Raw genomic sequence first — 23,892 nt, forward strand, 5'->3', positions numbered from 1 at the left:
CGCGCTGTGCCGCGCGGCACAGATTTGCCTCGCGGCTATTTCGGCGGCAGCGTCTTGGCGTAGCCGACCCCGAGGCGCACCCACTCGTCGAGCGCGTCGTCGTCGGTGACCGTCTCGGCGGTGACGCGTAGCCACCCGGTCATCTTCTTGCCGCCCATCTCCATGGGCTCGACCGCACCGGCCCGCAGCAGGTCCCCGGCGGTGTCCGGGTCGGCGCGCACCAGCAGCCCGCCCTTGCCGCTGGCCGCGACGGCCATATTGCCGCCCACCAGAAACGCCAGGCCGCCGAACATCTTCTTCTCGACCACGTGGGCCACCTCGGGCCCGAGCGCGTCGCGGATGCGGTCGGCCAGCTCCTCGTCGTATGCCATGCCGATAGTGTGACCCCGCCCACCGACGATCCGGGGCAACCTGGACACTGGTAGGGGTGACCCGGAGAGACCGCTCCGACAGGTGTGGACCCGCGCCGGTGAGGTATCCACCGGATGTGGAAGCCCCGCCTACGGTCGGTGTCGAAGAGGAGTTCCTCCTCGTGGATCCGCGCACCGGCGCGCCGGTCGGCAGGAACGCCGACGTCGCCCGGACCGCGGCGGACCTCGGCATGGACCTGCAACTGGAGATCATGCGCTGCCAGGTCGAGACCACTACCCGCGTGCACACCACCACCGATGACCTGCTCCGGGAACTGCGGGAGCTCCGGCGCGGCGCGGCCGCCTGCGCCGAGAAGAACGACGCGCTGCTGCTGGCCGCCGCGGTACCGCCCTCGGTCCCCGAGGAGCTCGCCATCACCAGCACCCCGCGCTACAGCCGCATCGCCGACCGATTCGGCAGGCTCGCCCGAGAACAGGGCCTGTGCGGCTGCCACGTGCACGTCGCCGTCCCCGGCCTCGCCGAAGCCTTGCGGGTCAGCAACTTCCTGCGCCCCTGGCTGCCGGTCCTGCTGGCTCTGACCGCCAATTCCGCCATCTACCGCGGCTGCGAGACCGGATACGCCAGCTGGCGCAACATCATGTGGCGGCGCTGGCCCAGCGCCGGTCCACCGCCCTACTTCGCGTCGGTCGCGGAATACGAGGCGGCCGTGGAATCCATGCTGGCGCTCGGCGTGATCCTCGATCACAAGATGATCTATTGGGACGTCCGTCCCTCCTATACGTTCCCGACGGTCGAGGTGCGCGTCAGCGACGTCCCCGCCACGGTCGAGGAATCCGCCCTCCTGGCGACCCTGGTCCGCGCCGCCGCCATGACCGCCCGTACCGCCGACCCCCGGCCCCCGGTCCCGGAACCCGCACTCCGCGCGGCCTATTGGCGCGCCGCGCACGAGGGCCTTGACGGCACCGTGATCGACCCCGTGACCGGCCGCCCGATCCAGGTCCCCGAACTGCTGGACCACTTCGTCACCCTCGTCCAGCCGGCCCTGGAACGCCTGGGCGATCTCCCCTTCGTCACCGACACGATCGCCGCCCTGCTGTCGCGCGGCAATGGAGCGCGTCGGCAGCTCAACGCCTTTCGCGCCCGCGGCGACCTCTCGGACGTGGTGGCCGAACTCGCCGACGCGACCCTGTACACGTGCCGGTAGACCCGACGGACGACCGGCGTTCGGGTCCTCGGGGTGGGATCGATTCGGATTTCCGGGATTACGGGAGGGGCTGGTCGTCGACGATCATGTCGTAGTTGACCTTGGTGCCTTCCACATTGGTGGTCTTGGCGGTGAATCCCCAGCGGGTGCCGTCGTTCTCGGTGACGACGCAGCGGATGGAGGCGCCGGTGGCGCCGCGTAGCAGGCCGTTGCAGGTGGAGGACTGGGGGGACGTGCCGAACTTCTGGCGGTAGGTGTCGGCGATGGTGGAGGCCACGTCGTCGGGGGCGACGTAGGCGTCGGCGAAGGTCAGTTCGTAGTGGACGTTGCTGCCGTCGACGTCGGTGACCTTGGTGTCGATCACCCAGTTCTGGCCGTCGCCCGCGGTGGCGGTGCACGTCTGCGTGGCATCGACCTTGGCGGCCAGATTTCCGTCGCAGCTCACCGTTTTCGCGTCCTCGTGCGACTTGTCCTTGTAGAAGCTCGAGGCCTTGGCCTGGACATCGCTCTTGCTCACGGACGAGGAACCGGTGGACACCGAACAGCCCACCGCGAGCAGGGGAACGGAGGTCAGCGCCAGAACGGCTGTCAGTTTTCTCATGGACAACTCTAGGCGCGGACTCGTCCGGAAAATCCTGGAAACGAGAAGCGCTCCGCCGCTTTGGGGGGCGGATTAGGGGCTCGGGCAGTGATCCGGTCCGGTCTGCGTGGGCGACCGGCCGGACCACTGCCGAAGGATCAGCCGACCCGGGCCCGCCACTCCTCCAGCTGCGGGAGTTCCGCGCCGATGGTGGTGGATTCGCCGTGGCCGGTGTGCACCAGGGTCTCCGGCGGCAGGGTCAGCAGCCGGTCGGCGATCGACTCCACGATGGTGCCGAAATCGGAGTACGACCGGCCCGTCGCACCAGGACCGCCGTGGAACAGCGTGTCGCCGGTGAACACCGCACCCAGGTCGGGGGAGTAGAAGCAGACCGACCCGGGCGCGTGGCCCGGCGTGTGCAGCACGTGCAGCTCGGTGCCGCCGACCGCGATGATCTGCTTGTCCGCCAGCTCGCCGTCGGGGCTGACCTGCGGGTGGGTCTGCTGCCACAGCACCATGTCCTCGGGGTGCATGAGGATCGGAGCGCCGGTGGCCCTGGCCAATTCGGGGGCGACCCGGACGTGGTCGTCGTGCGCGTGGGTGACCAGGATGGCCTTCACCTGACGGGTGCCGATCACGTCGAGAATCGCCTCGACATTGTGCGGGGCGTCGATGACGACGCACTCCAGATCGTCGCCCACCACCCACACATTGTTGTCGACGTCGAAGGTCTCGCCGTCGAGGGAGAAGGTGCCGACGGTCACCGCGTGGTCGATGTGCGCCATCAGAACACCACCACCGAGCGCAGCACGTCGCCGTGATGCATCTTGGTGAAGGCGGCCTCCACCTCGTCGAGCGCGATGGTCTCCGAGACGAACCCGTCCAGGTCCAGGCGACCCTGCTTGTAGAGCTCGATCAGGTACGGGAAGTCGCGCGAGGGCAGGCAGTCGCCGTACCACGAGGACTTCAACGACCCACCGCGCGAGAAGAAGTCGATGAGCGGCATCTCGAGGGTCATGTCCGGGGTGGGCACCCCGACCAGCACCACGGTGCCGGCCAGGTCGCGCGCGTAGAACGCCTGCTTCCAGGTCTCCGGGCGGCCGACGGCATCGATCACCACGTCCGCGCCGAAGCTGTCGGTGAGTTCCTGAACCCGTTCCACCGCATCCTCTTTGGCGGCGTTGACGGTGTGGGTGGCGCCGAAACCGGTGGCCCACTCCAGCTTCCGCTCGTCGAGGTCGACCGCGATGATGGTGGTCGCGCCCGCCAGCTTGGCGCCCGCGATCGCGGCATTGCCGACACCGCCGCAGCCGATGACCGCGACCGAGTCACCACGGCTCACGCCGCCGGTGTTGATGGCCGCGCCCAGGCCCGCCATCACGCCGCAGCCCAGCAGGCCCGCGGCGGCGGGGGACACGCTCGGGTCCACCTTCGTGCACTGACCCGCGTGGACCAGGGTCTTCTCGGCGAACGCGCCGATGCCCAGGGCCGGGGTGAGCGGGGTGCCGTCGGTCAGCGTCATCGGCTGGGCGGCATTGAAGGTGTCGAAACAATACTGGGGCTTGCCCTTCCGGCAGGCCCGGCACGAACCGCAGACCGCGCGCCAGTTCAGGATGACGAAATCGCCGGGCTCCACATCGGTGACGCCCTCGCCCACCGATTCCACGATGCCGGCGGCCTCGTGTCCTAGCAGGAACGGGAATTCGTCGTTGATGCCGCCCTCGCGGTAGTGCAGGTCGGTGTGGCAGACGCCGCAGGCCTGCACCCGGACCACGGCTTCGCCGGGACCCGGGTCCGGGATCACGATCTCGGTGACTTCGACGGGCGCGTTCTTCGAGCGAGCGACAACGCCGCGCACAATTTGGGACAACGAAATTCCTTCCTGGCTAAACGCAATGCCTCCGACTATTGCATCCGGTTCCGCCCACGTCATCTATTACCCCGGGTCACGCACAATGAATCCCCTTGTGTCCGATCACAAGAACAGTGTCCTATCACAGCAGCGATTGCTCCGCGGCCTCGGCTATGGTCGCGGCGACGACTGTCAGGGCGGGTGAATCCAGTCGCCATTGCTGCCAGTACAGCGGCACGTCCACGAAGACCTTGTCGTCCAGCGGAACCAGGCCGTCCTCGGGACGAATCATCAGGTCGGGGATCATGCCCCAGCCCAGTCCCGCGCGCACGGCGTCGTTGAACGCGGCCGAGGACGGGATGTAGTGACGCGGCGGATCCACCGGCTTGCGAGTGTAGTGGCGGACCAGGCGGAATTGCAGATCGTCCTTGCGATCGAAGAGCACCACGGGCGCGTGTGCGAACGCCTTCGCATTCGCGCCGTCGGAAAACCAGGTGCGGGCGAACTCGGGATGGGCCATCGGGCGATAGCGCATGGCTCCCAGACGCCGCACGGTACAGCCCTGCACGGGTGCCGCGGTGGAGGTGATGGCCGCCATCACGGTGCCGTCGCGCAGCAGGCGGGTGGTGTGCTCCTCGTCCTCGCGATGGATCTCGAACGAGAGGCCCGTCGCCCCGGGCTGGATCGCGTTGGCGCGGCCGAGCGCGGCCACCACCCAGGTGTGCAGTGAATCGGCGTTCACGGCGATGGGAATGACCACCGGCCGATCGGCGGGCTGATGCGCCTCGCCGAGTTCGCGGGCGGTGTCGCCGGTGAGCAGTTGGATCTGCCGGGCCAGGCGCAGTACGGCCAGCCCGGATTCGGTCGGCTGCACCGGTTTGGTGCGTTGCACCAGGATGCGGCCCGCCGCGTCCTCGAGCGCCTTGATGCGCTGGCTGATAGCCGAGGGTGTGACACTGAGTTTGCGGGCGGCCGCCTCGAAGGTGCCTTCCCCGATGACCGCGTCGAGGGCGCGCAGTTGGTCGAGCTGCAGATCCACGGTAAGAGATTCTAATGGCACCTCAGAATCTTTAGCTGGCCTGGTGCTGGACGGTTGCCTACTTTCGAAGGGTGAACGCATCATCGGCGGCCCTGGCGGCCATCTCAGGACTCGGCTTCGGACTCTCCCTCATCATGGCGATCGGCGCGCAGAACGCCTTCGTCCTGCGACAAGGGATCCGCGGCGAACATGTCCTGCCGGTGGTCGCGGTGTGCATCGGCTCCGATGTGGTCCTCATGACGCTCGGCGTCGCGGGCTTCGGCGCGATCGTGAATTCTGCGCCGATGGTCATGACCGTCGCGAAGTACGCGGGCGCGGCCTTCCTCCTGGGCTACGCGGCGCTCGCCGCCAAGCGCGCGCTGTCCGCGTCGGCGCTGTCCGCGGGCGGCGGCGCCCCGATCGCGCTGGGGGCGGCCATCGCCACCTGCCTGGCCGTCACCTGGCTCAACCCGCACGCCTACCTGGACACGGTGGTGCTGCTGGGCTCCTTCGCCAATACCTACGCCACCCCGGACCGCTGGTTCCTGACCGCCGGCGCCATCGCGGGCAGCTTGATCTGGTTCCTGTCGCTGGGCTTCGGCGCGCGCCTGCTGGCCCCGGTCTTCGCGAAGCCGAAGGCGTGGCGGGTGCTGGACTCGCTCATCGCGCTCGTGATGACCGGGCTCGCCGTCGGTTTGCTGGTGAGCTGAGACAGTCTCCCGAGGCGGGGGTCACCCCGGCGTCAGTAGACCTGTTTCCAGACGCCGATCGGGCTGCTGGAGTTGTCCCCGGGCAAGCAGTAGACGGCCCGCCCGCTCGCGGACTTGGCGATCCCGTCCTTCTTGAGATTGCAGACCTGGCCGGGCTCGTGCGTACCGCTGGTGAGGGTGCCGGGGCTGTCCCATACATAGGACGCCGCGCTGCTGCCGGGACGGCGGGAACAGACCAGTTGGGTGCCGCCGGAGGTGTAGCCGAAGCTGCCCGCTTCGCCCGCGTTGCACGGGGATCCGAGCGCGGGCCGGGTGATGGGCAGCCAGTGCGGGCTCGCGCCGCCGGTCGCGTCGCAGGTCAGGACCGTACCGTCGGCCATCGCCGCGGTCATGCCGACCTGCTCGCAGGGTAGCTGGCTGCCGACGACCGGGCTGGTCGTGGTGGTGGTCGTCGACGTGGTCGTGGTGGTCGTGGTGCTGGAGGTGGTCGTCGTGGTGGTCCGCTCGGGCGCGGTCGTCACGTCGACCTCCTGGGCCGCGGTGGTCGGGGTGGGCCGCGCCGAGGTGGTGATCAGGACCCGGGTCGGACCGGGTCCTTTCTCGGCGTTCGGCGCGGCGTCCCAGCCGCTGTTCCCGGAGAGCAGAATGCCCACGATGGCCACCAGGGACACCGCAATGGTCGCGGTCAGGCCGATGATGGCGTAGCGGGTGGCGGGTGAGCCGCCCAGCAGGCCCGCCAGGCCGCCGGCGCGCCCGTTGCCGCGCTGGTCACGGTCGTCCTGTACGGCCTCGAACACCATGGTGTCCTGGGTCCACAGCTCGTCGTGCGGATCATAGCCCGGTGGTATCGAATTGCCGCTCATCGCAATAACTCTCGCTCGGTGGTCCCGCTGTTCTCACCGGGCAAACACACAAGTTATACGGGGATGCGGCCGGGCGGTAGCCGGAAGTTTCGGCGGCGGGATCCGTCAGCGGCGAATGTCGGCCAGCCGGACCGGTCTGCCCTGGTGGCGGGACAGTTCGCAGGCTTCGGCGATGTAGAAGGCCTCCAGGGCGTCCGCGGGCGGGCACGGATTGGCGATCTGCCCGGTGACCACGCCGACGAAGGTCGCGAGTTCCTCGACGTAGGCGCCGTGGAAGCGGTCCATGAATCCGGGGTACACCGGCAGCGCCGAGGGCGGGTAGCCGGGTTCCACCGAATGCAGCGGCGCGCGCTCGTCGAGGCCGACGATGGCGTTGCCGGTCGAGCCGAGCACCTCCAGCCGCACGTCGTAGCCCGCGCCGTTGTAGCGGCTGAGCGAGACATTGGCCAGGCAGCCGTCGTCGAGGCGCAGCACCACCGCCGCGGTGTCGACGTCGCCGGACTCGGCGAAGAACGCCTCCCCACGATTGGCGCCGGTCGCGAAGACCTCCACCACCTCGCGCCCGGTGACCCAGCGAATGATGTCGAAATCGTGGACGCCGCAATCACGGAACAGCCCGCCCGAGCGCGGAATGTAGTCCGCGGGCGGGGGCGCGGGGTCCAGGGTGGTGGCCCGCAGCGTGTGGATCCAGCCCAGGTTCCCGGCGGCGATGGCGGCGCGGGCGGCCCGGTATCCGGCGTCGAAGCGCCGCTGGAAGCCGATCTGGACCGGGACCTCGGAGCGTTCGAGCCGCTCGACCACGCGCAGCGTGCCCAGAATGTCGGCGGCGATGGGCTTTTCGCAGAAGACCGGGATGCCGCGGTCGACGGCGGCGGTGATCAGGGCCGGATGCGAGTCGGTGGCGGTGGCGACGACCAGGCCGTCGATCCCGGCGTCGAACAGCGCGTCGATGTCGGGCGCGTATTCCAGCCCGAGCTTGTCGGCCGTGGCCCGGGCACGCTCGGCGTCGGCGTCGGTCACGATGACCCGGGCCACGCCGGGCAGGGTCGCGAGGGTCTCGGCGTGGGAGGTTCCGATGCGGCCGGTGCCGGCGAGGCCCACAGTGATCGGGGACATGGCGGAGCTCCTGTCAGTCGCGGTGCGGGGTCAGTCTCGGGGTGGTGCGGTGGTCGAGCGGACGACCAGGGACGGCTCGAGGCGCTGGCGGACCGGCTCGGTGCGGCCCTCGCGCAGGCGTTCGGTCAGTGCCGTGACGGCCAGTCGCCCGATGCGGTTGCGCGGCTGGTCGATGGTGGTGAGCGCGACGTGCCGCAGCGCCGCGAGCGAGGTGTTGTCGTAGCCGACGATCGAAACGTCCTCGGGCACACGCAGACCCGCCGCGTCGAGCGCGGCGGCCGCGCCCACGGCGTTGAAGTCGTTGCCGCACACCAGTGCGGTGGGAAAGGTGCCGGGGGAGAAGATGTTCAGCAGTTTGCGGACGGCGGCCGCGCCCGCGGTGTCGGTGTGCTCGCTCGGGATCACCATGGGTTCGAGGCCGTAGCGGGCCATGGCGGCGGTGTAGCCCTTGCGCCGCGGCGGGGCCGCGAAGGCCGCCCCGCCGTCCAGGTGCACGATGCGCCGATGGCCCAGTGCGACAAGGTGATCCACGGCCAGCGCCGCGCCGAGTTCGCCGTCGTCGTTGACGGTGTCGACCGCGCCGCTGGTGGAGGTGCGCGACACCAGTACCACCGGGCAGCGTGCGGCCGCGTCGCGGATGGCGGCGGCGGGCAGCACCGGTGACAGCAGGATCACCCCGCCCGGGCGGAAGGCGAGCAGGCTCTCCAGGGCGGCGCGTTCGCGGCCCGCGCTGCGGCGGCCGGTATTGAGGATGAGTTCGAGCCCGTCCTCCTGGGCGGCCTGGTCCATGCCCTCGACGACATCGGCGAAGAAGGGATTGCGCAGGTCCGACACCATGACGCCGACGATATTGGAGGTGCGGCTGGCCAGCGAGCGGGCCATGGCGTGCGGCTGGTAGCCGAGTTCGGCCGCGGCCGCCAGCACCGCGTCGCGGCGGTGGGCGCTGACCTTGGGGGAGTTGCGCATGACCAGCGACACCAGGGCCCGGGAGACGCCGGCGCGGGCGGCGACATCCTCCATGGTGGGTCGGGTCATGCGACGCACGCTACCGCGTGGCCGCGGGCCGGGGCAATAGAGCGCTCTAACCGGACTTTTCAGTCACCATTGGTTCTCATGATTCCCCCTGCAAGACAGTGTTTTCCGAGCGTGCTCGCTACTTTTCGGCGCATGTCGGGATCTTGACACCCGAGTGAGCCGGGTTACATTGTTGGAGCGCTCCAATAGCGAGCCTCACGATGGCCAACGACGGGTCTGGGAAGTGCCGATGACCGAACCGCTCCATCCCTTGCGTCCATTACGAATCGCCGCCGCGCCGATCTCCTGGGGAGTCTGCGAGGTCCCCGGCTGGGGGCACGTCCTCGACCCGGCCACCGTCCTGGCGCAGATGTCGGGCCTGGGCCTGTCCGCCACCGAATTCGGGCCGCCCGGCTACCTACCGGACGATCCGCTCGAACTACGGAAGACCCTGCGCGACTACGGTATTGCGCCGGTCGGCGGCTTCCTCGCCCTCACCCTGCATCGCGAACCGAGCCGTGCCCTGGATATCGCGCGCTCGGCCGCCGCACGGTTCGAAGCGGCCGGGGCCGAGGTGCTGGTGCTGGCCGCGGCCACCGGGGAGCACGGCTACGACGCCCGCACACCCCTCGACGATCGCGAGTGGCGCACACTCCTCGAGACCGCGGCCGCCGTCGGCGACATCGTCGTCGAACACGGCCTGCGCCCGGTGCTGCACCCGCACGTGGGCACCCACATCGAGACGTCCGCCGAGGTGGAACGCTTTCTCACCGACTCGGAAATGGACCTCTGCCTCGACACCGGGCACCTGCTCATCGGCGGCACCGACCCGGTCGAACTGGCCCGCCGCCACGCCGATCGCATCGGGCACATACACCTCAAGGACGTCCGCGCGACCATGGCCGCCGAAGTGCGCGGCGGCACAGTCGAATACAGCGAGGCGGTCCGGCGAGGTCTCTACGTTCCGCTCGGCGCGGGCGATGTCGATATCACCGCCCTGATCCGCGAGGCGCACGCCGGTGGATACCGCGGCTGGTACGTGATCGAGCAGGACACCGCGCTGACCCCCGGCGAGACCGCCGAGGGCCCGACCGCGGCCGCGCGACGAAGTCTGCGACACCTGGCCGAGATCGCCGCCGGTCTCGCCTCGGCTCGGATTTAGTGGGGAGGTGACGACGATGTCCGTATTCTCCCGTCCGCGCCGCCCCCGCCGGCTGCGCCTGACGCCGTGGCTGGCCGCCGCGGCCGTGCTCGCCGCCTGCAGCGGCCCGGGTTCGGACGCCACCGGTCCCGGCGCGGCTCCCGTCACGGTGGGCACCGTGCGATCGGTGGCGGTGGTGACCCACGGCTCGCCCGGCGACGCCTTCTGGAACGTGGTCAAGAACGGCGCGGAGGCCGCCGGGAAGGAGCTCGGCATCCGGGTCGAGTACAACTCGGCGGGCGATCCGACCCAGCAGGCCAAGCTCATCGACAATGCCGTCGCGCAGGGCGTCGATGGGCTGGTGGTGTCCATGGCCAATCCGGACGCGCTGCGGCCCTCTGTGGAAAAGGCGGTGGCCGCGGGCATTCCGGTGGTGACCATCAACTCCGGTGAGGCCGAGAGCACGAAGTTCGGGGCCATCGGCCATGTCGGCCAGAGCGAACGCCAGGCCGGTGAGGCCGCGGGCAAACGGCTCGCCGACGCCGGAAAACACAAGATGCTGTGCGTGATTCACGAGGCGGGCAATGTCGGGGCCAATGAGCGGTGTGCGGGCGCGATCCAGGGCTTCGGGTCGGCCACCACGCTGCAGGTCGACATCAACAATCCCACCGATGTGCAGTCCCGCATCAAGGGCGCCCTCGAAGCCGATCGTTCCATCGACGCGGTGCTGACGCTGAACTCGCAGATCGCCGCCCGCGCAGTGGACGCGGTGAAGGAGTCGAAGGCGACCACCACCGTGGCGACCTTCGACCTGAATTCCGATGTGGTGAGCGCGATCCGGGCCGGAAACCTCTTGTTCGCGGTGGACCAGCAGCAGTACGAGCAGGGCTATCTGCCCGTCGTCATGCTGAAGCTGTACAAGTCGAACCTCAATACCGTGGGCGGCGGGCATCCGGTGCAGACCGGGCCGGCGTTCGTGGACAAGACCACCGTCGATGCCGTCGCCGGCCTGGTCGGCCAGGGCACGCGGTGAACGGGCCGGGAGACGCCGACATGACTACGACGACAACCACATCCGAGAACTCGGCGACCGTGGTGGCCCCGCCCGACCGGCTCGCCATCCTCAACCGGCTGGTGGCCCGCCCCGAGGTGGGCGCGCTGCTGGGTGCGGTGGTGGTGTTCGTGTTCTTCACCATCGTCACCACCAAATTCCTGAAGCCCCTGGGCATTTCGACCTGGCTGGACGACGCCTCCACGCTCGGCATCATGGCGGTGGCCGTCGCGCTGCTCATGATCGGCGGGGAGTTCGACCTGTCCACCGGCGTGATGACGGCCTCCACCGCGCTGATCACCGGACTGCTCGCGGTACACGCGGGCTGGAACGTGTGGTTCGCGCTGGCGGTGTCGCTGGTGTTCGCGCTCGCGGTGGGGGCGCTCAACGGCTGGGTGGTGATGCGCACCGGGCTGCCGAGCTTCATCGTCACCCTGGGCACCTTCCTGGCGTTGCAGGGCCTGAACCTCGGCGTGACCCGCTGGGCCACCGGCACCGTGCAGGTGTCTGGGGTGCGGTCTGCGGACGGATATCAGTCCGCCGGTTGGGTTTTCGCCTCCACCACCAAGATCGGAAGCGCCAGCATCCAGGCGTCGGTGGTGTGGTGGATCGTGGTGACCGCGGTCGCGGCGATCGTGCTGACCCGCACCCGGTTCGGGAACTGGATCTTCGCGGTCGGCGGCTCGCTGCCCACCGCCCGCGCGGTCGGCGTGCCCGCCACCCGCACCAAGATCCTGCTGTTCATGACCACCGCGTTCGCGGGCTGGATCGTGGGCGCGTGCAACCTGATGCGGTTCGCCAGCGTGCAGGCCAATCAGGGAGTGGGCCTGGAGTTCCAGTACATCATCGCCGCCGTGATCGGGGGCTGCCTGCTCACCGGTGGTTTCGGCTCGGTGGTGGGTGCGGCCGTGGGCGCGCTCATCTTCGGCATGGCGCGGCAGGGCATCGTGCTGGCGGGCTGGAACAGCGACTGGTTCATGTTGTTCCTCGGCGTACTGCTGTTCTCGGCGGTGCTGGTCAACAACGCATTCAAGAAACGAGCCGAAAGGGTACGCCGATGATCGTGCCATTGATCGAAACCGTCGGCATCGGAAAGAGTTACGGCGGCGTGGTCGCGCTGCGCGATGTGTCGACGGTGGTGAACGCGGGCGAGGTCACCTGCGTGCTCGGCGACAACGGCGCGGGCAAGTCGACGCTGATCAAGATCCTGGCGGGCGTGCACCAGCACGACAGCGGGGAACTGCGGATCGAGGGCCGCGAGCGGCGATTGTCTTCGCCCCGTGAGGCTTTGGACCTCGGCATCGCCACCGTGTACCAGGATCTGGCGGTCGTGCCGCTGATGAGCGTGTGGCGCAATTTCGTGCTCGGCTCCGAACCGGTGAAACGCTACGGGCCGTTCGAGCTGCTGGACCGCAAAGGCGCCCAGGACATCGCCCGAAAAGGGCTGGCGGACATGGGGATCGACATACCCGACCTGGAACAGCCGGTCGGCACGCTCTCCGGCGGGCAGCGCCAGTGCGTGGCCATCGCCCGCGCGGTGCACTACGGGGCCAAGGTGCTGATCCTCGACGAGCCGACCGCGGCGCTGGGCGTGAAGCAGGCCGGGGTGGTGCTGCGGTACGTGGTGCAGGCCCGCGACCGTGGGCTGGGGGTCGTGCTGATCACCCACAATCCGCATCACGCCTACCCGGTCGGGGATCGGTTCCTGCTGCTCAAACGCGGGTCCGCGCTGGGCGGTTACGAGAAGTCGCAGATCGACCTCACCGAGCTGACCCGGTTGATGGCCGGCGGCGCGGAACTCGAGGCGCTGCAACACGAATTGGAGCGGGTGGTGCCGTGACCGAGCTGGAGGCCCTGACGATCGGCCGGGTCGGCGTCGACCTGTATCCCGAGCAGAGCGGGGTGCCGCTCGCGCAGGTGCGGACCTTCGCCAAGTTCCTCGGCGGCACCGCCACCAATGTGGCGGTGGCCGCGGCCCGGCTGGGGCGGCGGACCGCGGTGCTGACCAAGGTCGGGCCGGACGGGTTCGGCGACTTCGTCCGCGACGCGCTGGAGGGGTTCGGGGTCACGTCCCGGTATGTCGGGACGGCGGCCGGGCTCCTGACGCCGGTGGTGTTCTGCGAACTGAACCCGCCCGCCGACCCGCCGCTCCTGTTCTATCGGTCGCCCATCGCACCCGACCTCACCCTCACCGAGGACGAGATCCCCTGGGATGTAGTGGATTCCGTACCGCTGCTGTGGGTGACCGGCACCGGCGTCAGCGCCGAACCCGGTCGCACCACCCAGCGCGCGATCCTTGAACGCCGGGCCCGGCGCGGGCACACCGTGCTGGATCTCGATTATCGGCCCATGTTCTGGCCGGACATGGACACCGCGCGCGCCGAGATCGGCTGGATGGTCGACCACGTGAACGTGGTGGTGGGCAATCGGACCGAGGTACAGGTGGCGGTCGGCACCGCCGATCCCGACGAGGCCGCCGACCGGCTGCTGGCGCGCGGGGTGCGGCTGGCCGTGGTGAAGCGCGGCGCGGAGGGCGTGCTCATCGCCACCGAATCCGAACGCTGGACGGTGCCGCCGTGCCCGGTGCGGGTGCTGTGCGGACTCGGCGCGGGCGACGGCTTCGGGGGCGCGCTGATCCACGGGCTGCTCGCGGGCTGGGACCCGCACCGGGTCGCCGCCTACGCCAATGCCGCCGGCGCGCTGGTGGCGTCCCGGCTGGCCTGCGCGGACGCCATGCCGACCGCCGCCGAGATCGAGGAGATGCTGTGCACCTGAACGACGCGCGCTGGTACAACCTGCTGCGCACCCGCGCCACCGACCCCGAGGCCATCCGCCGGGCCTACGCCGACCGGCGCCGCCGCCCGAACCTGCTGTCGGGTACCGGGACCCTGTTCCTGGTCGCCGCCGACCATCCCGCTCGGGGCGCGCTGGGCGTCGGCGCGGACCGCACCGCCATGGCCGACCGCCGCACCCTGCTGGAACGACTGCTCATCGCGCTCGCGGACCCGGCCGTGGACGGTGTGCTCGGGTCACCCGACATCGTGGAGGAGTTGCTGCTGCTCGATGCCGTCCACGACAAGATCGTCATCGGGTCCATGAACCGGGGTGGGCTGGCCGGAGCGGACTGGGAGATCGACGACCGCTTCACCGGGTACGACGCCGAATCCTTGGTGAAGTACCGCCTCGACGGCGGGAAAATGCTGCTGCGCCTGGTGGATTCGGATCCCGGCACCATCCCGACCTTGGAAGCGTGCGCCCGCGCGGTGTCCGAACTGGCCGAGCACGGGCTCATGGCGATGGTGGAGCCGCTGCCGTACGCCCGGGACCACAGCGGCGCGCTGGCCATGCACAAGGATTCGGCCTCCCTGCAACGCGCGATCACCGTCGCCTCGGGGCTGGGCGTGACCTCCGCGTACACGTGGCTGAAAATCCCCGCGCCCGACGATGTGTCGGTCTTCGACGCCACCACCCTGCCGGTACTGGTGCTCGGTGGCGCGCCATCGGGGGAGCTGGAAGCGGACCTGGCGTCCTGGGGTGCGGCATTGCGTCACGATGTGGCGCGCGGCCTGGTGATCGGGCGGAGCCTGCTGTACCCGCCCGACGGGGATGTCGCGGGCGCGGTGCGGGCGGCGGCGCGGGTGTTGGAGGCGGCGCGATGAAGCATCTCCATCGACGTGCCGGAACGCTGGCCGACGCGGGGGATCCCGTGCTGTTGACGCCCGAGGACGCGGGGTGGTCGTACGCCGGGCTGCGGGTGCTGCGGCTGGCGGCGGGGGAGCGGCGGGTGATCTCCACCGGGGAGTTCGAGGCGTTCGTGCTGCCGCTGGCCGGGGCGTGCACGGTGCGGGTGGACGGGATGACCGTCGAACTCGCCGGGCGGGATTCCGTGTTCACGCGGGTGACCGACTTCGCGTATGTGCCACGCGACGCCGAGGTGGAGTTGGCCACGGTGGACGGCCTCGAGGTCGCGCTGCCGATGGCGCGCTGCGGAAGGCGGCTGGAGCCGAAATACGGACCGGCCGAACAGGTTCCGGTCGAGGTGCGCGGCGCCGGCCACGCCACCCGGCAGGTCACCAACTTCGGCACGCCCGGCGTGTGGGATCACGCCGACAAGCTCAATGCCTGCGAACTGATCACCCCGGACGGGAACTGGTCCTCCTATCCACCGCACAAGCACGACGAAGCCTCCGAGTGCGAGGTCGTGAACGAGGAGATCTACTACTTCCGCATCGCGGGACGCGACGCGATCACCACGAGCCCTGAAGGTTTCGGATTCCACCGCACCTACACCCCCGACGGCGCACTCGACGAGAACGTGGCGGTCCGTGACGGCGACGTCTTCCTGGTGCCGCACGGCTACCACGGTCCCTGTGTGGCCGCGCCCGGCTACCCCATGTACTACCTGAACGTGCTGGCCGGTCCCGCGCCAGAGCGGTCCATGGCGTTTTGCGACGACCCCGCGCACGCCTGGGTGCGGGCGGGCTGGGCGTCGGAAGCGGTGGACCCGCGGTGCCCGGTCACCTCCCACGAAGGACGGCTCGGATGAGGCTCACGACCGCGCAGGCGCTGGTGGCCTGGCTCGTCGCCCAGCGTTCGGAAACCCTCGAAGGCGTCGAAGTGCCGTTGTTCCCGGCCGCTTTCGGCATTTTCGGACACGGCAATGTGCTGGGTCTGGGCACCGCGTTGGCCGAGCATCGCGACGCGCTGCCGCTGTGGCGCGGGCACACCGAGGAGGGTATGGCGCTGGCGGCGGTCGGGCTGGCCAAGGCCACCCAGCGGCGGCAGGTCGGGGTCGCGACCTCCTCGATCGGGCCGGGCGCGCTGAACATGGTGACGGCCGCCGGTGTGGCACACGCGAATCGGCTGCCGGTGCTGCTGCTCCCCGGTGACACCTTCGTCAGCCGGGCCCCCGATCCGGTGTTGCAGCAGGTGGAGCATTTCGGCGATCCGACCGTCACCGTGAACGACGCGTTCCGGCCGGTGAGCCGCTACTTCGACCGCATCACCCGGCCCGAGCAGCTGATCGCGACACTGCCGCAGGTGGCGCGGGTGCTCACCGATCCCGCCGATACCGGGCCGGTGGTGCTGGCCCTGCCGCAGGATGTGCAGGCCGAGACCTTCGACTTCCCCGACGCGCTGTTCGAGCCCGTGGTGCATCATGTTCCGCGCCCACGTCCCGATCGGCGCGGTGTCACCGAGGCCGCGCGCGTATTGCGCGACGCTGAGCGTCCGCTGCTGATTCTCGGCGGTGGGGTGCGGTATTCGGGGGCGGGTGGTCAGGCGATGGAATTCGCTGAGCGGCACGGGATTCCGGTGACCGAGACCACCGCCGGGCGCACATTGGTGCCTCATGACCATCCGCTGTTCGCCGGTCCGCTCGGGATCACGGGCGCGGCGTCGGCGAATACGCTGGCCGCGGCGGCGGACGTGGTGCTGGCTGTCGGCACCCGCTTGCAGGATTTCACCACAGCGTCGTGGACGGTGTTCGGGCCGGAAGTCGGTCTCGTGCACATCAATACGGCACGATTCGACGCGGTCAAGCACGGGGCGCTGGCGGTGGTGGGAGACGCCGACGCGACGCTGCGCGATCTCGGACCCGAACTGGGGGAGTGGTCTGCCGATCCCGGCTGGACCGCGCGCGCCGCGGCGGTCCGATCGGACTGGGACGCGCATGTCGACAAACTGCGTGCGCCCACGCCCGGGACGCCCAGCTACGCGCAGATCGTCGGCACCGTGAACGAACTCAGCGAGGCGTCGGACTATGTCATGACCGCCTCCGGAGGCCTGCCCGGCGAATTGATCGGCGGCTGGCGCGCGACCGGCGGTCTGCCGACGATGGACGTCGAATACGGGTTCTCCTGCATGGGATACGAGCTGGCCGGCGCCTGGGGTGCGGCGCTGGCGCGCGCCGATGCCGAGGGCCTGGTCACGACCCTGCTCGGGGACGGCTCCTACCTGATGCTCAACTCCGAACTGTTCTCCGCCGCCTTCGCCGGTCACCCGTTCGTCGCGGTGGTGTGCGACAACGACGGGTATGCGGTGATCGCCCGTTTGCAGGAAGGCCAGGGCGGCACGGCGTTCAACAACTTCTACGCCGACTGCCGCACCAAACACGCCACCCCGCCGCGCGTGGACTTCGCCGCGCACGCTCGCGCCCTGGGCTGTTCGGTGTTCACGGCCGTCGAGCTCGGCGAGTTCCGCGACGCCTATGCCGCCGCACGGACGGCCGCCCGAACGGAGTCGCGGCCGGCCGTCGTCGTGGTTCGCACCCAGCCGTCCGCCTGGACCGAGGCGGGCGCGTGGTGGGAAGTCGGTGTGCCGCAGCATCTCTCGGGACGCGCGGAATTCGATCGCGGGAAACCCGGGCAGTTGCGTTATACGCATCCGGCCTGATCCCGGCCCCGACGCGCCGGTCTCGCCGAAATCCGGGCATACCGGCGGACGCCCGACCCGAGTTCGCGATTTATGGCAGACTCGGCGCAAACACGCGGTCGGTCGATGGGCGATCAACGGTAGTAGTGATCGAAGCAGTACGGGGTACGAGGTTTTGAAGGTCGCAATGGATGTCAGCGCCATCGAGCGGCAGGTGGCCGCGGATCGCGGGGCAGCACGGGATCGGACGCTGGAGGCGGAGCTGGCCCTGGCCACCTCGCTGTGCGAGCTGGCCCGCGCGCTGATGGCGACCAAGACCGATCCGGAATCGCGGGATCGGTCCGCGTCGGCGCTGGAGCCCGCACAGGAGGCGGTGCTTCTCCGGCTGCGCTGGCTCACCGCCGGGCATGTGACCGCGCCGTTCGCCGCCGAGGTGACCGAGGCGCTACGCCTGTTCGAGCAGGCGGCCCGCACCATCGGCCACCGCGAGCTGGCCACTTCCACCATCCGCAACGCCTGCCAGGCGTATCGGCATGTGGCGCAGACCTATCCGCTCGCCGCGGGCGCGTCGGCCGACGCGCTGTCCAAGTGCAGCGTGTGGCTGTGCCGCCTCGATCCCAAGGCCGCTGTCGCGGCGGGTGAGGACGCGGTCCGGATCCGGGCGAGCCTGTTCGCCGCCGACCCGGACCAGGCCAACCGCTATCTGTCGACCTTGAACACCCTGCTGCGCACCCTCATGGTGGGCCGTCAACGCAAGCAGGCCCTGGCCATGTACCGCGAGTGCTACGCCAAGGTCACCTCCACGGGCATGACGCAGCGGCTGCGCGAAATCCGGGTCGAGGACATCGGATTCACCGGCAAGACCGTCACCGCCTTGCGCAAGCTCGAATGCGCCACCCTCGAACGCGCGGGGTATCTGACCCAGCAGCAGATCCTCTATCAGACGGCCGGTGACCTGGCGACGATCGAGGAGATCAACTGGCAGCTCGCCCTGGTCGGCCTCAAGCCGCTCGCCGCGGGCGCTCTCCCTGACCAGCCCTCCAAGCCGGTCGAGATCAACACCTCCTTCGGCGCGCTGGCCGTCCGCTGCTCCTCCCGCAATGCGGTCACCCTGGTTCGCGCGGCCATCCTGGCCGCCTACACCGCCGACGGCGCCGAACCGGTCCAGAGCTCCGCCTATCTGGGCGTCGACAAGAAGCACTGGAGCACACCCGAACCCGAACCCAACCGCGCCGAACGTCTCGGCGAGGACGTCGTCCTCATCGAGAAGGTCTCCGAACACTGGGTCTCGGTCAAAAGCCTCAATTGGGAAGTGGCCCCCGTAGGCCGCCACCCACTCGCCCTGCGCCTCTCCCAGGAATGGCCGGTGGTCAGCGTCACCACCACCGAGCAAATGTCCTACGAGTTGTGCTGGTACGAGGGCGGCGCCGCCACCCAATACGCCTGCCTGGGCCTCCCCGCCGCCCAGATCCCGTTGGAAAAGCCCTTGGCCCCCTTGGACTTCAAGGCCCTCTCCGACTACGGCGCCGACTACGCCTCCGAAACCCAGGTCCGCTCCGCCTTCGGCAACACCACCATGTTCACCAAACTCACCTGCCTCCCCGGCAGCGGCATCCGCCAAGCCGCCGAAGCAGCCCCCCTCTCCGCCCACGGCACCAACACCCTCTACTTCCGCAACCCCACCGAATCGTGAACAAACATTGGATGGTGCTGGCCGCCGAAGGCTGAGCGAGGCCGTCCGCAACGGCGGTGGATAGACTGGGCCGTGCCGCTTACCTTTCCGTCGCATGCGTTGGCCGTACTGCCGTTGAAGATTCGGTGGCCTCGTCGTCTGGATGGTGTCGCATTGGTGGTGGGTGCGGCGGTTCCGGATGCGTCCTATCCGGTGGCGGGGTTCTTTTCGATGCCGGAGACGCACACACTGGTGGGGTTGTTGTGGTGGTGTTTGCCGGTGGGGCTTGTCGCGACGGTGGCGATCCGTTGGGGTGCCGCGGATATCGCCGTGCATCTGCCCCGGTTCGGGGGGTTCGAATTGCCCGCGTACGGGGTGCTCAGCGTCGTGCGATATCCGTGGTACGTCACGGGATACTCGATTTTGATCGGTGCGGTCACCCATATCTTCTGGGACGGGTTCACGCATGATCCGGTCGGCGGGCATGGGTGGGGAGTAGCCAGGTTTCCTGTGCTGTTGCAGTCAGGCCTGTTCGGCAGGCCTTGGTGGTACCTGCTGCAGCAGACATCGACCTTGGGTGGTGCGGTGCTCGCGCTCGGGTTGTTCTATTACATCGGCCGGCGTGGACTGCTGCGGGCCTGGCACGGTGATCCACCGGCCACCCGGCGCGCGCCGAAGCGATTCTGGCCGGCCACTGGATTGGTCGCCGCGCTCAGCTTGTCGCTTCTTCCACTGATGCCCTTGGCATTTCAGCCGTTCGTGGTGGGCGTCCGGTTGCTCTATGTTGTGGCGCTGTCGTTGCTGGCGGGTGCGGCATGGGTGCGCATGTCCCGTGACGCCGATCTCGAGCCCGGTGCTCGTGGCTGGTTCAGGCAGGTGGGGACAGGTCGCTAACGCTGACGGTGTATGTCAGAGCGGGGTAGGTGAATTCTGTTTCATTGTTTTCGCGACGTCGTAGTCGGTAGAACTCGCGTTGCTGATCCTCGTCAGCTGGAACGAGGCGTGCGCCCTGCGGGAAGTACGGCTGTCCCTCGTGAAACCGGAGGAAAGTCTTCGACGTTCGGAAGGTTACGCCCAGCCATTCGTTCTCGGCTGCCAGTGCGGGTGAGTCGAGCACGATCTTGTGCTTGAGAAGCCGGTTCGATGCGACGGAGAAGGCGACGACGCCGTTGTGGGCGAGAGGAATCTCGAACTTCTCGCCGGACCCCTTTCGTTCGAAGATCAGCTTCCTGGGCGGGACCGCTTCCGGGCGTCGGTAGCAGGAGAAGACGGCGATGAACGACTCGTCGGCGAGATCCAGCGCTTGGTCCGAATGGCTGCCCATCGAGGCATATGCGTTCGTGTAGCTCTCGATGAGAGCGTTGTTGAAGGCGAACGAGATTCCCGCCCGGGCTTGAATCCGTTGTGCCAGACGGTTGTGCACCGCTCGGAAATGCTGTGCTGGGTTGGCATATCGAGTGGTCGTGCGGACGAGTGGCACGCGGCCCGCTTCGTCGGTCTTGGTGAGCGTGGCACCGCGCCGACCTTTGCCCACGTCTTCCAGGTGGGCCGAGGCGGACAACTCGTCGAAGAGGTCCTCCTCGAACGGCAAAGTGCAGGAGAGGATCTCGTCCGAGAACCTAGGCTCGAGGCGCAACGTAGTCTCCCGTGTTCATGCTGAACAGAAACCGGTCGCCGTAATCGACGAAGGATGAGCTCCGGTTCTCCTCGGCGTACAGCCTCCGCAGCTGGTCCATGCCCTCCGGCGTGGGCGGCTCGAGCTGCACCAAGTCTCCGCCCCTGTCCAGAAAAGTCTGGCCGTTCTTGTGTACGGCCTCGGTGTTCGAGCACCGCACTACGTATCCCAGGCGGGTCGGCAGCATTTCGGAATTCAGCGTCGAAGGCCGGATCTCGTGGGTGTACAGGCGGTTGGTGGCCAACGGCATGAAGAAGACGGAGCCCGGGTAGAGGGGCAGGTCGAACTGCGCGGGAAGACCGTCGCGCTCCTCGACCGAATCCTTGAGGCGGAAGCGGAGACTGGTCAGCCCGCTGGCATTCTTCACGCCGAGGTCGAACGGGTCTTCGGCCAGGGCCCGCAGTTTGTCGAGCCCGTCGTAGAAGGTGCAGAAGGCCATGATCCCGTTGACGGGCATGTCCTTGGTCTTGTCGGCATGCGCCGAAATCTTGGCTTTGGACTGCTTCCGTTCAGCCGTGGCATGAGTGTTGTGGTAGATCTGCGCGAGGACGTGATTCAGCGGTGCCTGATCCCGAAAGATGGTGGCGGCCTCGCGATTCAGGGCCTCGACGATGCTCATATCGGTCGCGCGGAAATTCTCGGTCGGCCCCGAGAGATTCGTGGAGCAGCGCAGCAGCCGAAACCGCAGCTCATCACCACTGCGCGTGACAGGCGTCAGATAGATTCCGCTGCGATGGGCGGTCCCAGGCTTGGTGGACTCGGTCAGAGCCTGGAACTCGTGCTCCGAGCGGATCCGTCCGAAGTGGTCCTCGCCGAGGTCGAAGAAGCGGCGGTAATACACGCCCACACCGTGAATACCGACGGGAACCCGGCCGATGCCGATGAGGGTCCACGCATCGTCCACGTTCTCGCGGAAACCGTGCGACAGCTCCCGCACCACGAACACCCGCCGGGCCGCCCGCAGGGATCGGTCGCTGATCACCGAAACATCACCACACAGGTAGACGTCCTTCTGTGCGAGGTCAGGTGAACCGGAAGCAAGATCCTCCGCCGTGATCGTGGACCCGAAGAAGTTCCTCAGCAAGTCGTTGTCCTGCAATCCGGCTGGTGCGACCAGGATATTGCCCGCATCGTCGATACGAGCTTCTGGCGTTTCCATCAAGCGGTACCCCCCACGGCCCTTCGACGTGACCGTCGATCCGAGTCACCACTCCAACCTAACCGCAAAGTCTGCGCGATCGGTCAGGGGCGGGGTGGTTCTACCCGGACCAGGCCGGATTGGAACGCAAGGACGACGAGTTGGGCTCGGTTCTGGACGCCGAGTTTCGACATGGCGCGTTGAACGTGGGTGCGGACGGTGAGGGGGCTGACGTACATCTTTTCGGCGATTTCCTCGTTGGAGAGGCCTTCGGCGACCATGGCGACGACCTCGCGTTCGCGGGCGGTGAGGACATCGAGGGAATCGGCTGCGCTGATGCGGCTTTCGGGGCGGGAGAGGTAGCGGGCGATGAGGGTGCGGGTCGCGGTGGGGGAGAGGAGGGCGTCGCCGGCGGCTACCGCGCGGATGGAGCGGAGGAGTTCCTCGGGACCCACGTCCTTGCCGAGGAAGCCGCTGGCTCCCGCGCGGAGGGCTTGCGCCACGTACTCGTCGAGTTCGAAGGTGGTGAGGATCATGACGCGGGTGTCGCGCAGGGCGGGGTCGGCACAGATCTCCTGGGTGGCGGTGAGACCGTCGGTGCCGGGCATACGGATGTCCATCACGACCACGTCGGGGATAGTGGCTCGAGCGAGTTCGACGGCCTCCCGGCCGTTTCCGGCGATGCCGACCACCTCCATGTCCTCGGCCGAATCGATCAGCAGGCGGAAGGTGCCGGCCAGCAGGGCTTGATCGTCGGCGAGCAGTACCCGGATGGTCATGGCGTCTCGTCCTCGTCGTCAGGGGTTTTCGGTGGTTCGAGAGGAAGTTCGGTGGTGACTTCGAAACCGCCGCCGGGTTTGCGGCCGGCGCGCAGGTGGCCGCCGACCGAGACGGCGCGCTCGTTCATGCCGATCAAGCCGTAACCTTGTGCGTTCGAATCCCGCTCGGCCGAATCCTGTTCACCACGAGCAGTTTCGGGCGCGTGGCCGCCGTCGTCGCTGACGCTGATGGTCAGCAGTAGGCGCGAGTAGACCAGTCGCACGGTCGCGGTCGCGGTGCTCGCGTGCTTGGTGACATTGGTGAGCGCCTCCTGGATGATCCGATACGCCGTCAGATCCGCACCCGGTGAGAGCGGGCGCGGCACACCGGTGATCGACAACGACAACGTCAAACCGGTTCGCTCGAAAGACGTGAGCAGTTCCGACAGCTGAGCCAGGCCGGGCGTCGGTTCGAGCGGGGCATCGGAATCGTCCTCCCGCAGCAGACCCACGGTGGCTTTGAGTTCACGCAGCGCCGCGGAGGTGGTGCCGGCCAGCTCGTCGAGCATCTCCTGCGCCTGATCGGGTTGGCTGCGCAGCAGGTATGCGGCAGTGGAGGCTTGCGCGTGCGCCAACGCCATGTGGTGGGCGACGATGTCGTGCAACTCCCTCGCGATCCGGACCCGCTCCTCGCCGACCCGCTGCCGCGCCTCCTCCTCCCGTGTCCGTTCGGCCAGCTCGGCGCGCGCGTGCAAGGCCGCCAGGTAGTTGCGCCGATTGCGCCCGGCCTCGGCGAACGCGCCGGCCAGCAGGTCACCGGCGATCAGTGTGATGCGTCCGCCGGTCAGCAGCGGATTGAAGTCGTGCACCAGCGAGGTGAGCAGCAGCGCGGCGCCCGCGACCACCGGCGCGAGCTTGGCCGTGCGGGCATCGGGATACCACAAGCCCAGCGAATACATGGCGACGAACGCCGCACCCGCCGTGAACACCGAGACCTCGAAACCCGAGGCGCCGATCGCGATACCGCAGGCCGTCGTGATCGCCAGGACCGCGCGCGGATACGCCCGGCGCCACAACAAGGCGATCGAGGCCGCCGCCGACAGTGCGAACACCCCGGGCGAAACCGACCGGACCGCCACCGGACCCTGACCGTTCGCGGTGTCGATGAACCGGCTCGCGTAGGTGGCCAGCGCGCACAGCAGGATGGCCACCACCACATCGACCGCCCGGCTGTGCCGGCGCGGCCACTGCGACCATTCGGTGGTCATCGGCACTCCTTCTCCTCGTCGAGAACACTAATCGGCAGGTCCCGAACCGACCGGTAGGCCGCCCGCTCGGGACGGCCTACCGGTACCT

Annotated in this window: 24 protein-coding genes; 12 read left to right on the top strand and 12 right to left on the bottom strand. The window is 68.7% G+C overall.

The window, feature by feature from the left end; all coding sequences use genetic code 11:
• Positions 1-35 precede the first annotated feature (35 nt).
• Positions 36-371: a TfoX/Sxy family protein gene (locus tag ABZ382_RS05415; RefSeq protein ID WP_357084480.1), complete on the bottom strand. Its 336-nt coding sequence runs from the start codon at positions 369-371 to the stop codon at positions 36-38.
• A 116-nt stretch (positions 372-487) separates the two neighbouring features.
• Here ABZ382_RS05415 and ABZ382_RS05420 point away from each other — a divergent pair, with 116 nt between their 5' ends.
• Complete coding sequence (locus tag ABZ382_RS05420) at positions 488-1,576, top strand: glutamate--cysteine ligase (RefSeq protein ID WP_357084483.1); 1,089 nt, start codon at positions 488-490, stop codon at positions 1,574-1,576.
• Positions 1,577-1,634: 58 nt separating this feature from the next.
• On the opposite strand, the gene ABZ382_RS05425 is transcribed toward ABZ382_RS05420, so the two are convergent.
• The 4 genes from ABZ382_RS05425 to ABZ382_RS05440 form a co-directional block, all read right to left on the bottom strand.
• Complete coding sequence (locus ABZ382_RS05425; protein WP_357084486.1) at positions 1,635-2,177, bottom strand: DUF4333 domain-containing protein; 543 nt, start codon at positions 2,175-2,177, stop codon at positions 1,635-1,637.
• A 137-nt stretch (positions 2,178-2,314) separates the two neighbouring features.
• Positions 2,315-2,944 (bottom strand): MBL fold metallo-hydrolase, encoded by a 630-nt coding sequence (locus ABZ382_RS05430; RefSeq protein WP_357085873.1) that lies wholly within the window; start codon positions 2,942-2,944, stop codon positions 2,315-2,317.
• Positions 2,941-4,026 (bottom strand): S-(hydroxymethyl)mycothiol dehydrogenase, encoded by a 1,086-nt coding sequence (locus tag ABZ382_RS05435; protein WP_357084488.1) that lies wholly within the window; start codon positions 4,024-4,026, stop codon positions 2,941-2,943. Before ABZ382_RS05435 ends, ABZ382_RS05430 begins: the two co-directional genes overlap by 4 nt.
• A gap of 124 nt (positions 4,027-4,150) precedes the next feature.
• A complete protein-coding gene (locus tag ABZ382_RS05440) occupies positions 4,151-5,047 on the bottom strand; it encodes a LysR family transcriptional regulator ArgP (protein ID WP_357084491.1) in 897 nt (298 codons plus the stop codon).
• Between the two features lie 134 nt (positions 5,048-5,181).
• Here ABZ382_RS05440 and ABZ382_RS05445 point away from each other — a divergent pair, with 134 nt between their 5' ends.
• A complete protein-coding gene (locus ABZ382_RS05445) occupies positions 5,182-5,736 on the top strand; it encodes a LysE/ArgO family amino acid transporter (RefSeq protein ID WP_357085875.1) in 555 nt (184 codons plus the stop codon).
• A 32-nt stretch (positions 5,737-5,768) separates the two neighbouring features.
• On the opposite strand, the gene ABZ382_RS05450 is transcribed toward ABZ382_RS05445, so the two are convergent.
• The 3 genes from ABZ382_RS05450 to ABZ382_RS05460 all read right to left on the bottom strand — a co-directional run bounded on the left by ABZ382_RS05450 (position 5,769) and on the right by ABZ382_RS05460 (position 8,750).
• Positions 5,769-6,599 carry a hypothetical protein gene (locus ABZ382_RS05450; protein WP_357084494.1) on the bottom strand — a complete coding sequence of 277 codons (831 nt, stop codon included), beginning with the start codon at positions 6,597-6,599 and terminating at the stop codon, positions 5,769-5,771.
• Positions 6,600-6,704: 105 nt separating this feature from the next.
• A complete protein-coding gene (locus ABZ382_RS05455) occupies positions 6,705-7,715 on the bottom strand; it encodes a Gfo/Idh/MocA family oxidoreductase (RefSeq protein ID WP_357084497.1) in 1,011 nt (336 codons plus the stop codon).
• Positions 7,716-7,745: 30 nt separating this feature from the next.
• Entirely contained in the window at positions 7,746-8,750 is a 1,005-nt protein-coding gene (locus ABZ382_RS05460; RefSeq protein ID WP_357084500.1) for a LacI family DNA-binding transcriptional regulator, read from the bottom strand.
• Positions 8,751-8,979: 229 nt separating this feature from the next.
• Between ABZ382_RS05460 and ABZ382_RS05465 the strand changes: the two genes are divergently transcribed.
• From ABZ382_RS05465 to ABZ382_RS05510, 10 genes are all read left to right on the top strand, one after another.
• Positions 8,980-9,891, top strand: a complete 912-nt coding sequence (locus ABZ382_RS05465) for a TIM barrel protein (protein ID WP_357084503.1) — start codon at positions 8,980-8,982, stop codon at positions 9,889-9,891.
• A gap of 16 nt (positions 9,892-9,907) precedes the next feature.
• Complete coding sequence (locus ABZ382_RS05470; protein WP_357084506.1) at positions 9,908-10,903, top strand: sugar ABC transporter substrate-binding protein; 996 nt, start codon at positions 9,908-9,910, stop codon at positions 10,901-10,903.
• Positions 10,904-10,923: 20 nt separating this feature from the next.
• Positions 10,924-11,982 (top strand): ABC transporter permease, encoded by a 1,059-nt coding sequence (locus ABZ382_RS05475; protein WP_357084509.1) that lies wholly within the window; start codon positions 10,924-10,926, stop codon positions 11,980-11,982.
• On the top strand, positions 11,979-12,761 hold the full coding sequence (locus tag ABZ382_RS05480) for an ATP-binding cassette domain-containing protein (protein ID WP_357084512.1): 783 nt from the start codon (positions 11,979-11,981) through the stop codon (positions 12,759-12,761). The genes ABZ382_RS05475 and ABZ382_RS05480 overlap by 4 nt, the downstream gene beginning before the upstream one ends.
• Positions 12,758-13,696, top strand: coding sequence for a 5-dehydro-2-deoxygluconokinase (gene iolC, locus ABZ382_RS05485; RefSeq protein ID WP_357084514.1), 939 nt, complete (start codon positions 12,758-12,760; stop codon positions 13,694-13,696). Before ABZ382_RS05480 ends, iolC begins: the two co-directional genes overlap by 4 nt.
• Positions 13,687-14,580 (top strand): aldolase, encoded by an 894-nt coding sequence (locus tag ABZ382_RS05490; protein WP_357084517.1) that lies wholly within the window; start codon positions 13,687-13,689, stop codon positions 14,578-14,580. The genes iolC and ABZ382_RS05490 overlap by 10 nt, the downstream gene beginning before the upstream one ends.
• Positions 14,577-15,467 carry a 5-deoxy-glucuronate isomerase gene (gene iolB / locus ABZ382_RS05495; protein ID WP_357084519.1) on the top strand — a complete coding sequence of 297 codons (891 nt, stop codon included), beginning with the start codon at positions 14,577-14,579 and terminating at the stop codon, positions 15,465-15,467. Before ABZ382_RS05490 ends, iolB begins: the two co-directional genes overlap by 4 nt.
• A complete protein-coding gene (gene iolD / locus ABZ382_RS05500; RefSeq protein WP_357084522.1) occupies positions 15,464-17,314 on the top strand; it encodes a 3D-(3,5/4)-trihydroxycyclohexane-1,2-dione acylhydrolase (decyclizing) in 1,851 nt (616 codons plus the stop codon). Before iolB ends, iolD begins: the two co-directional genes overlap by 4 nt.
• A gap of 154 nt (positions 17,315-17,468) precedes the next feature.
• Positions 17,469-18,986, top strand: coding sequence for a hypothetical protein (locus ABZ382_RS05505; protein ID WP_357084525.1), 1,518 nt, complete (start codon positions 17,469-17,471; stop codon positions 18,984-18,986).
• Between the two features lie 72 nt (positions 18,987-19,058).
• Positions 19,059-19,859, top strand: a complete 801-nt coding sequence (locus tag ABZ382_RS05510; protein WP_357084528.1) for a DUF4184 family protein — start codon at positions 19,059-19,061, stop codon at positions 19,857-19,859.
• Here ABZ382_RS05510 and ABZ382_RS05515 read toward each other — a convergent pair.
• The 4 genes from ABZ382_RS05515 to ABZ382_RS05530 all read right to left on the bottom strand — a co-directional run bounded on the left by ABZ382_RS05515 (position 19,834) and on the right by ABZ382_RS05530 (position 23,804).
• Entirely contained in the window at positions 19,834-20,601 is a 768-nt protein-coding gene (locus ABZ382_RS05515) for an alpha-ketoglutarate-dependent dioxygenase AlkB (RefSeq protein ID WP_357084531.1), read from the bottom strand. The genes ABZ382_RS05510 and ABZ382_RS05515 overlap by 26 nt on opposite strands.
• Positions 20,585-21,799 carry a hypothetical protein gene (locus ABZ382_RS05520; protein ID WP_357084534.1) on the bottom strand — a complete coding sequence of 405 codons (1,215 nt, stop codon included), beginning with the start codon at positions 21,797-21,799 and terminating at the stop codon, positions 20,585-20,587. The genes ABZ382_RS05515 and ABZ382_RS05520 overlap by 17 nt, the downstream gene beginning before the upstream one ends.
• A gap of 83 nt (positions 21,800-21,882) precedes the next feature.
• Entirely contained in the window at positions 21,883-22,557 is a 675-nt protein-coding gene (locus ABZ382_RS05525) for a response regulator transcription factor (RefSeq protein WP_357084537.1), read from the bottom strand.
• A complete protein-coding gene (locus ABZ382_RS05530) occupies positions 22,554-23,804 on the bottom strand; it encodes a sensor histidine kinase (protein WP_357084540.1) in 1,251 nt (416 codons plus the stop codon). The genes ABZ382_RS05525 and ABZ382_RS05530 overlap by 4 nt, the downstream gene beginning before the upstream one ends.
• Positions 23,805-23,892: the final 88 nt, after the last annotated feature.

Origin of the sequence: Nocardia sp. NPDC005825, assembly GCF_040630175.1 — a bacterium.
In the GTDB taxonomy this organism is placed as follows: Bacteria; Actinomycetota; Actinomycetes; order Mycobacteriales; family Mycobacteriaceae; genus Nocardia.

Excerpts from the sequence above, each read along its gene's own strand:
- ABZ382_RS05520 (WP_357084534.1), bottom strand. The coding sequence starts at position 21,799 with ATGGAAACGCCAGAAGCTCGTATCGACGATGCGGGCAATATCCTGGTC.
- ABZ382_RS05475 (WP_357084509.1), top strand. The coding sequence starts at position 10,924 with ATGACTACGACGACAACCACATCCGAGAACTCGGCGACCGTGGTGGCC.
- ABZ382_RS05465 (WP_357084503.1), top strand. The coding sequence starts at position 8,980 with ATGACCGAACCGCTCCATCCCTTGCGTCCATTACGAATCGCCGCCGCG.
- ABZ382_RS05480 (WP_357084512.1), top strand. The coding sequence starts at position 11,979 with ATGATCGTGCCATTGATCGAAACCGTCGGCATCGGAAAGAGTTACGGC.
- ABZ382_RS05470 (WP_357084506.1), top strand. The coding sequence starts at position 9,908 with ATGTCCGTATTCTCCCGTCCGCGCCGCCCCCGCCGGCTGCGCCTGACG.
- iolB (WP_357084519.1), top strand. The coding sequence starts at position 14,577 with ATGAAGCATCTCCATCGACGTGCCGGAACGCTGGCCGACGCGGGGGAT.
- ABZ382_RS05455 (WP_357084497.1), bottom strand. The coding sequence starts at position 7,715 with ATGTCCCCGATCACTGTGGGCCTCGCCGGCACCGGCCGCATCGGAACC.
- ABZ382_RS05450 (WP_357084494.1), bottom strand. The coding sequence starts at position 6,599 with ATGAGCGGCAATTCGATACCACCGGGCTATGATCCGCACGACGAGCTG.
- ABZ382_RS05445 (WP_357085875.1), top strand. The coding sequence starts at position 5,182 with ATGGCGATCGGCGCGCAGAACGCCTTCGTCCTGCGACAAGGGATCCGC.
- ABZ382_RS05415 (WP_357084480.1), bottom strand. The coding sequence starts at position 371 with ATGGCATACGACGAGGAGCTGGCCGACCGCATCCGCGACGCGCTCGGG.
- iolD (WP_357084522.1), top strand. The coding sequence starts at position 15,464 with ATGAGGCTCACGACCGCGCAGGCGCTGGTGGCCTGGCTCGTCGCCCAG.
- ABZ382_RS05530 (WP_357084540.1), bottom strand. The coding sequence starts at position 23,804 with ATGACCACCGAATGGTCGCAGTGGCCGCGCCGGCACAGCCGGGCGGTC.
- ABZ382_RS05460 (WP_357084500.1), bottom strand. The coding sequence starts at position 8,750 with ATGACCCGACCCACCATGGAGGATGTCGCCGCCCGCGCCGGCGTCTCC.
- ABZ382_RS05425 (WP_357084486.1), bottom strand. The coding sequence starts at position 2,177 with ATGAGAAAACTGACAGCCGTTCTGGCGCTGACCTCCGTTCCCCTGCTC.
- ABZ382_RS05525 (WP_357084537.1), bottom strand. The coding sequence starts at position 22,557 with ATGACCATCCGGGTACTGCTCGCCGACGATCAAGCCCTGCTGGCCGGC.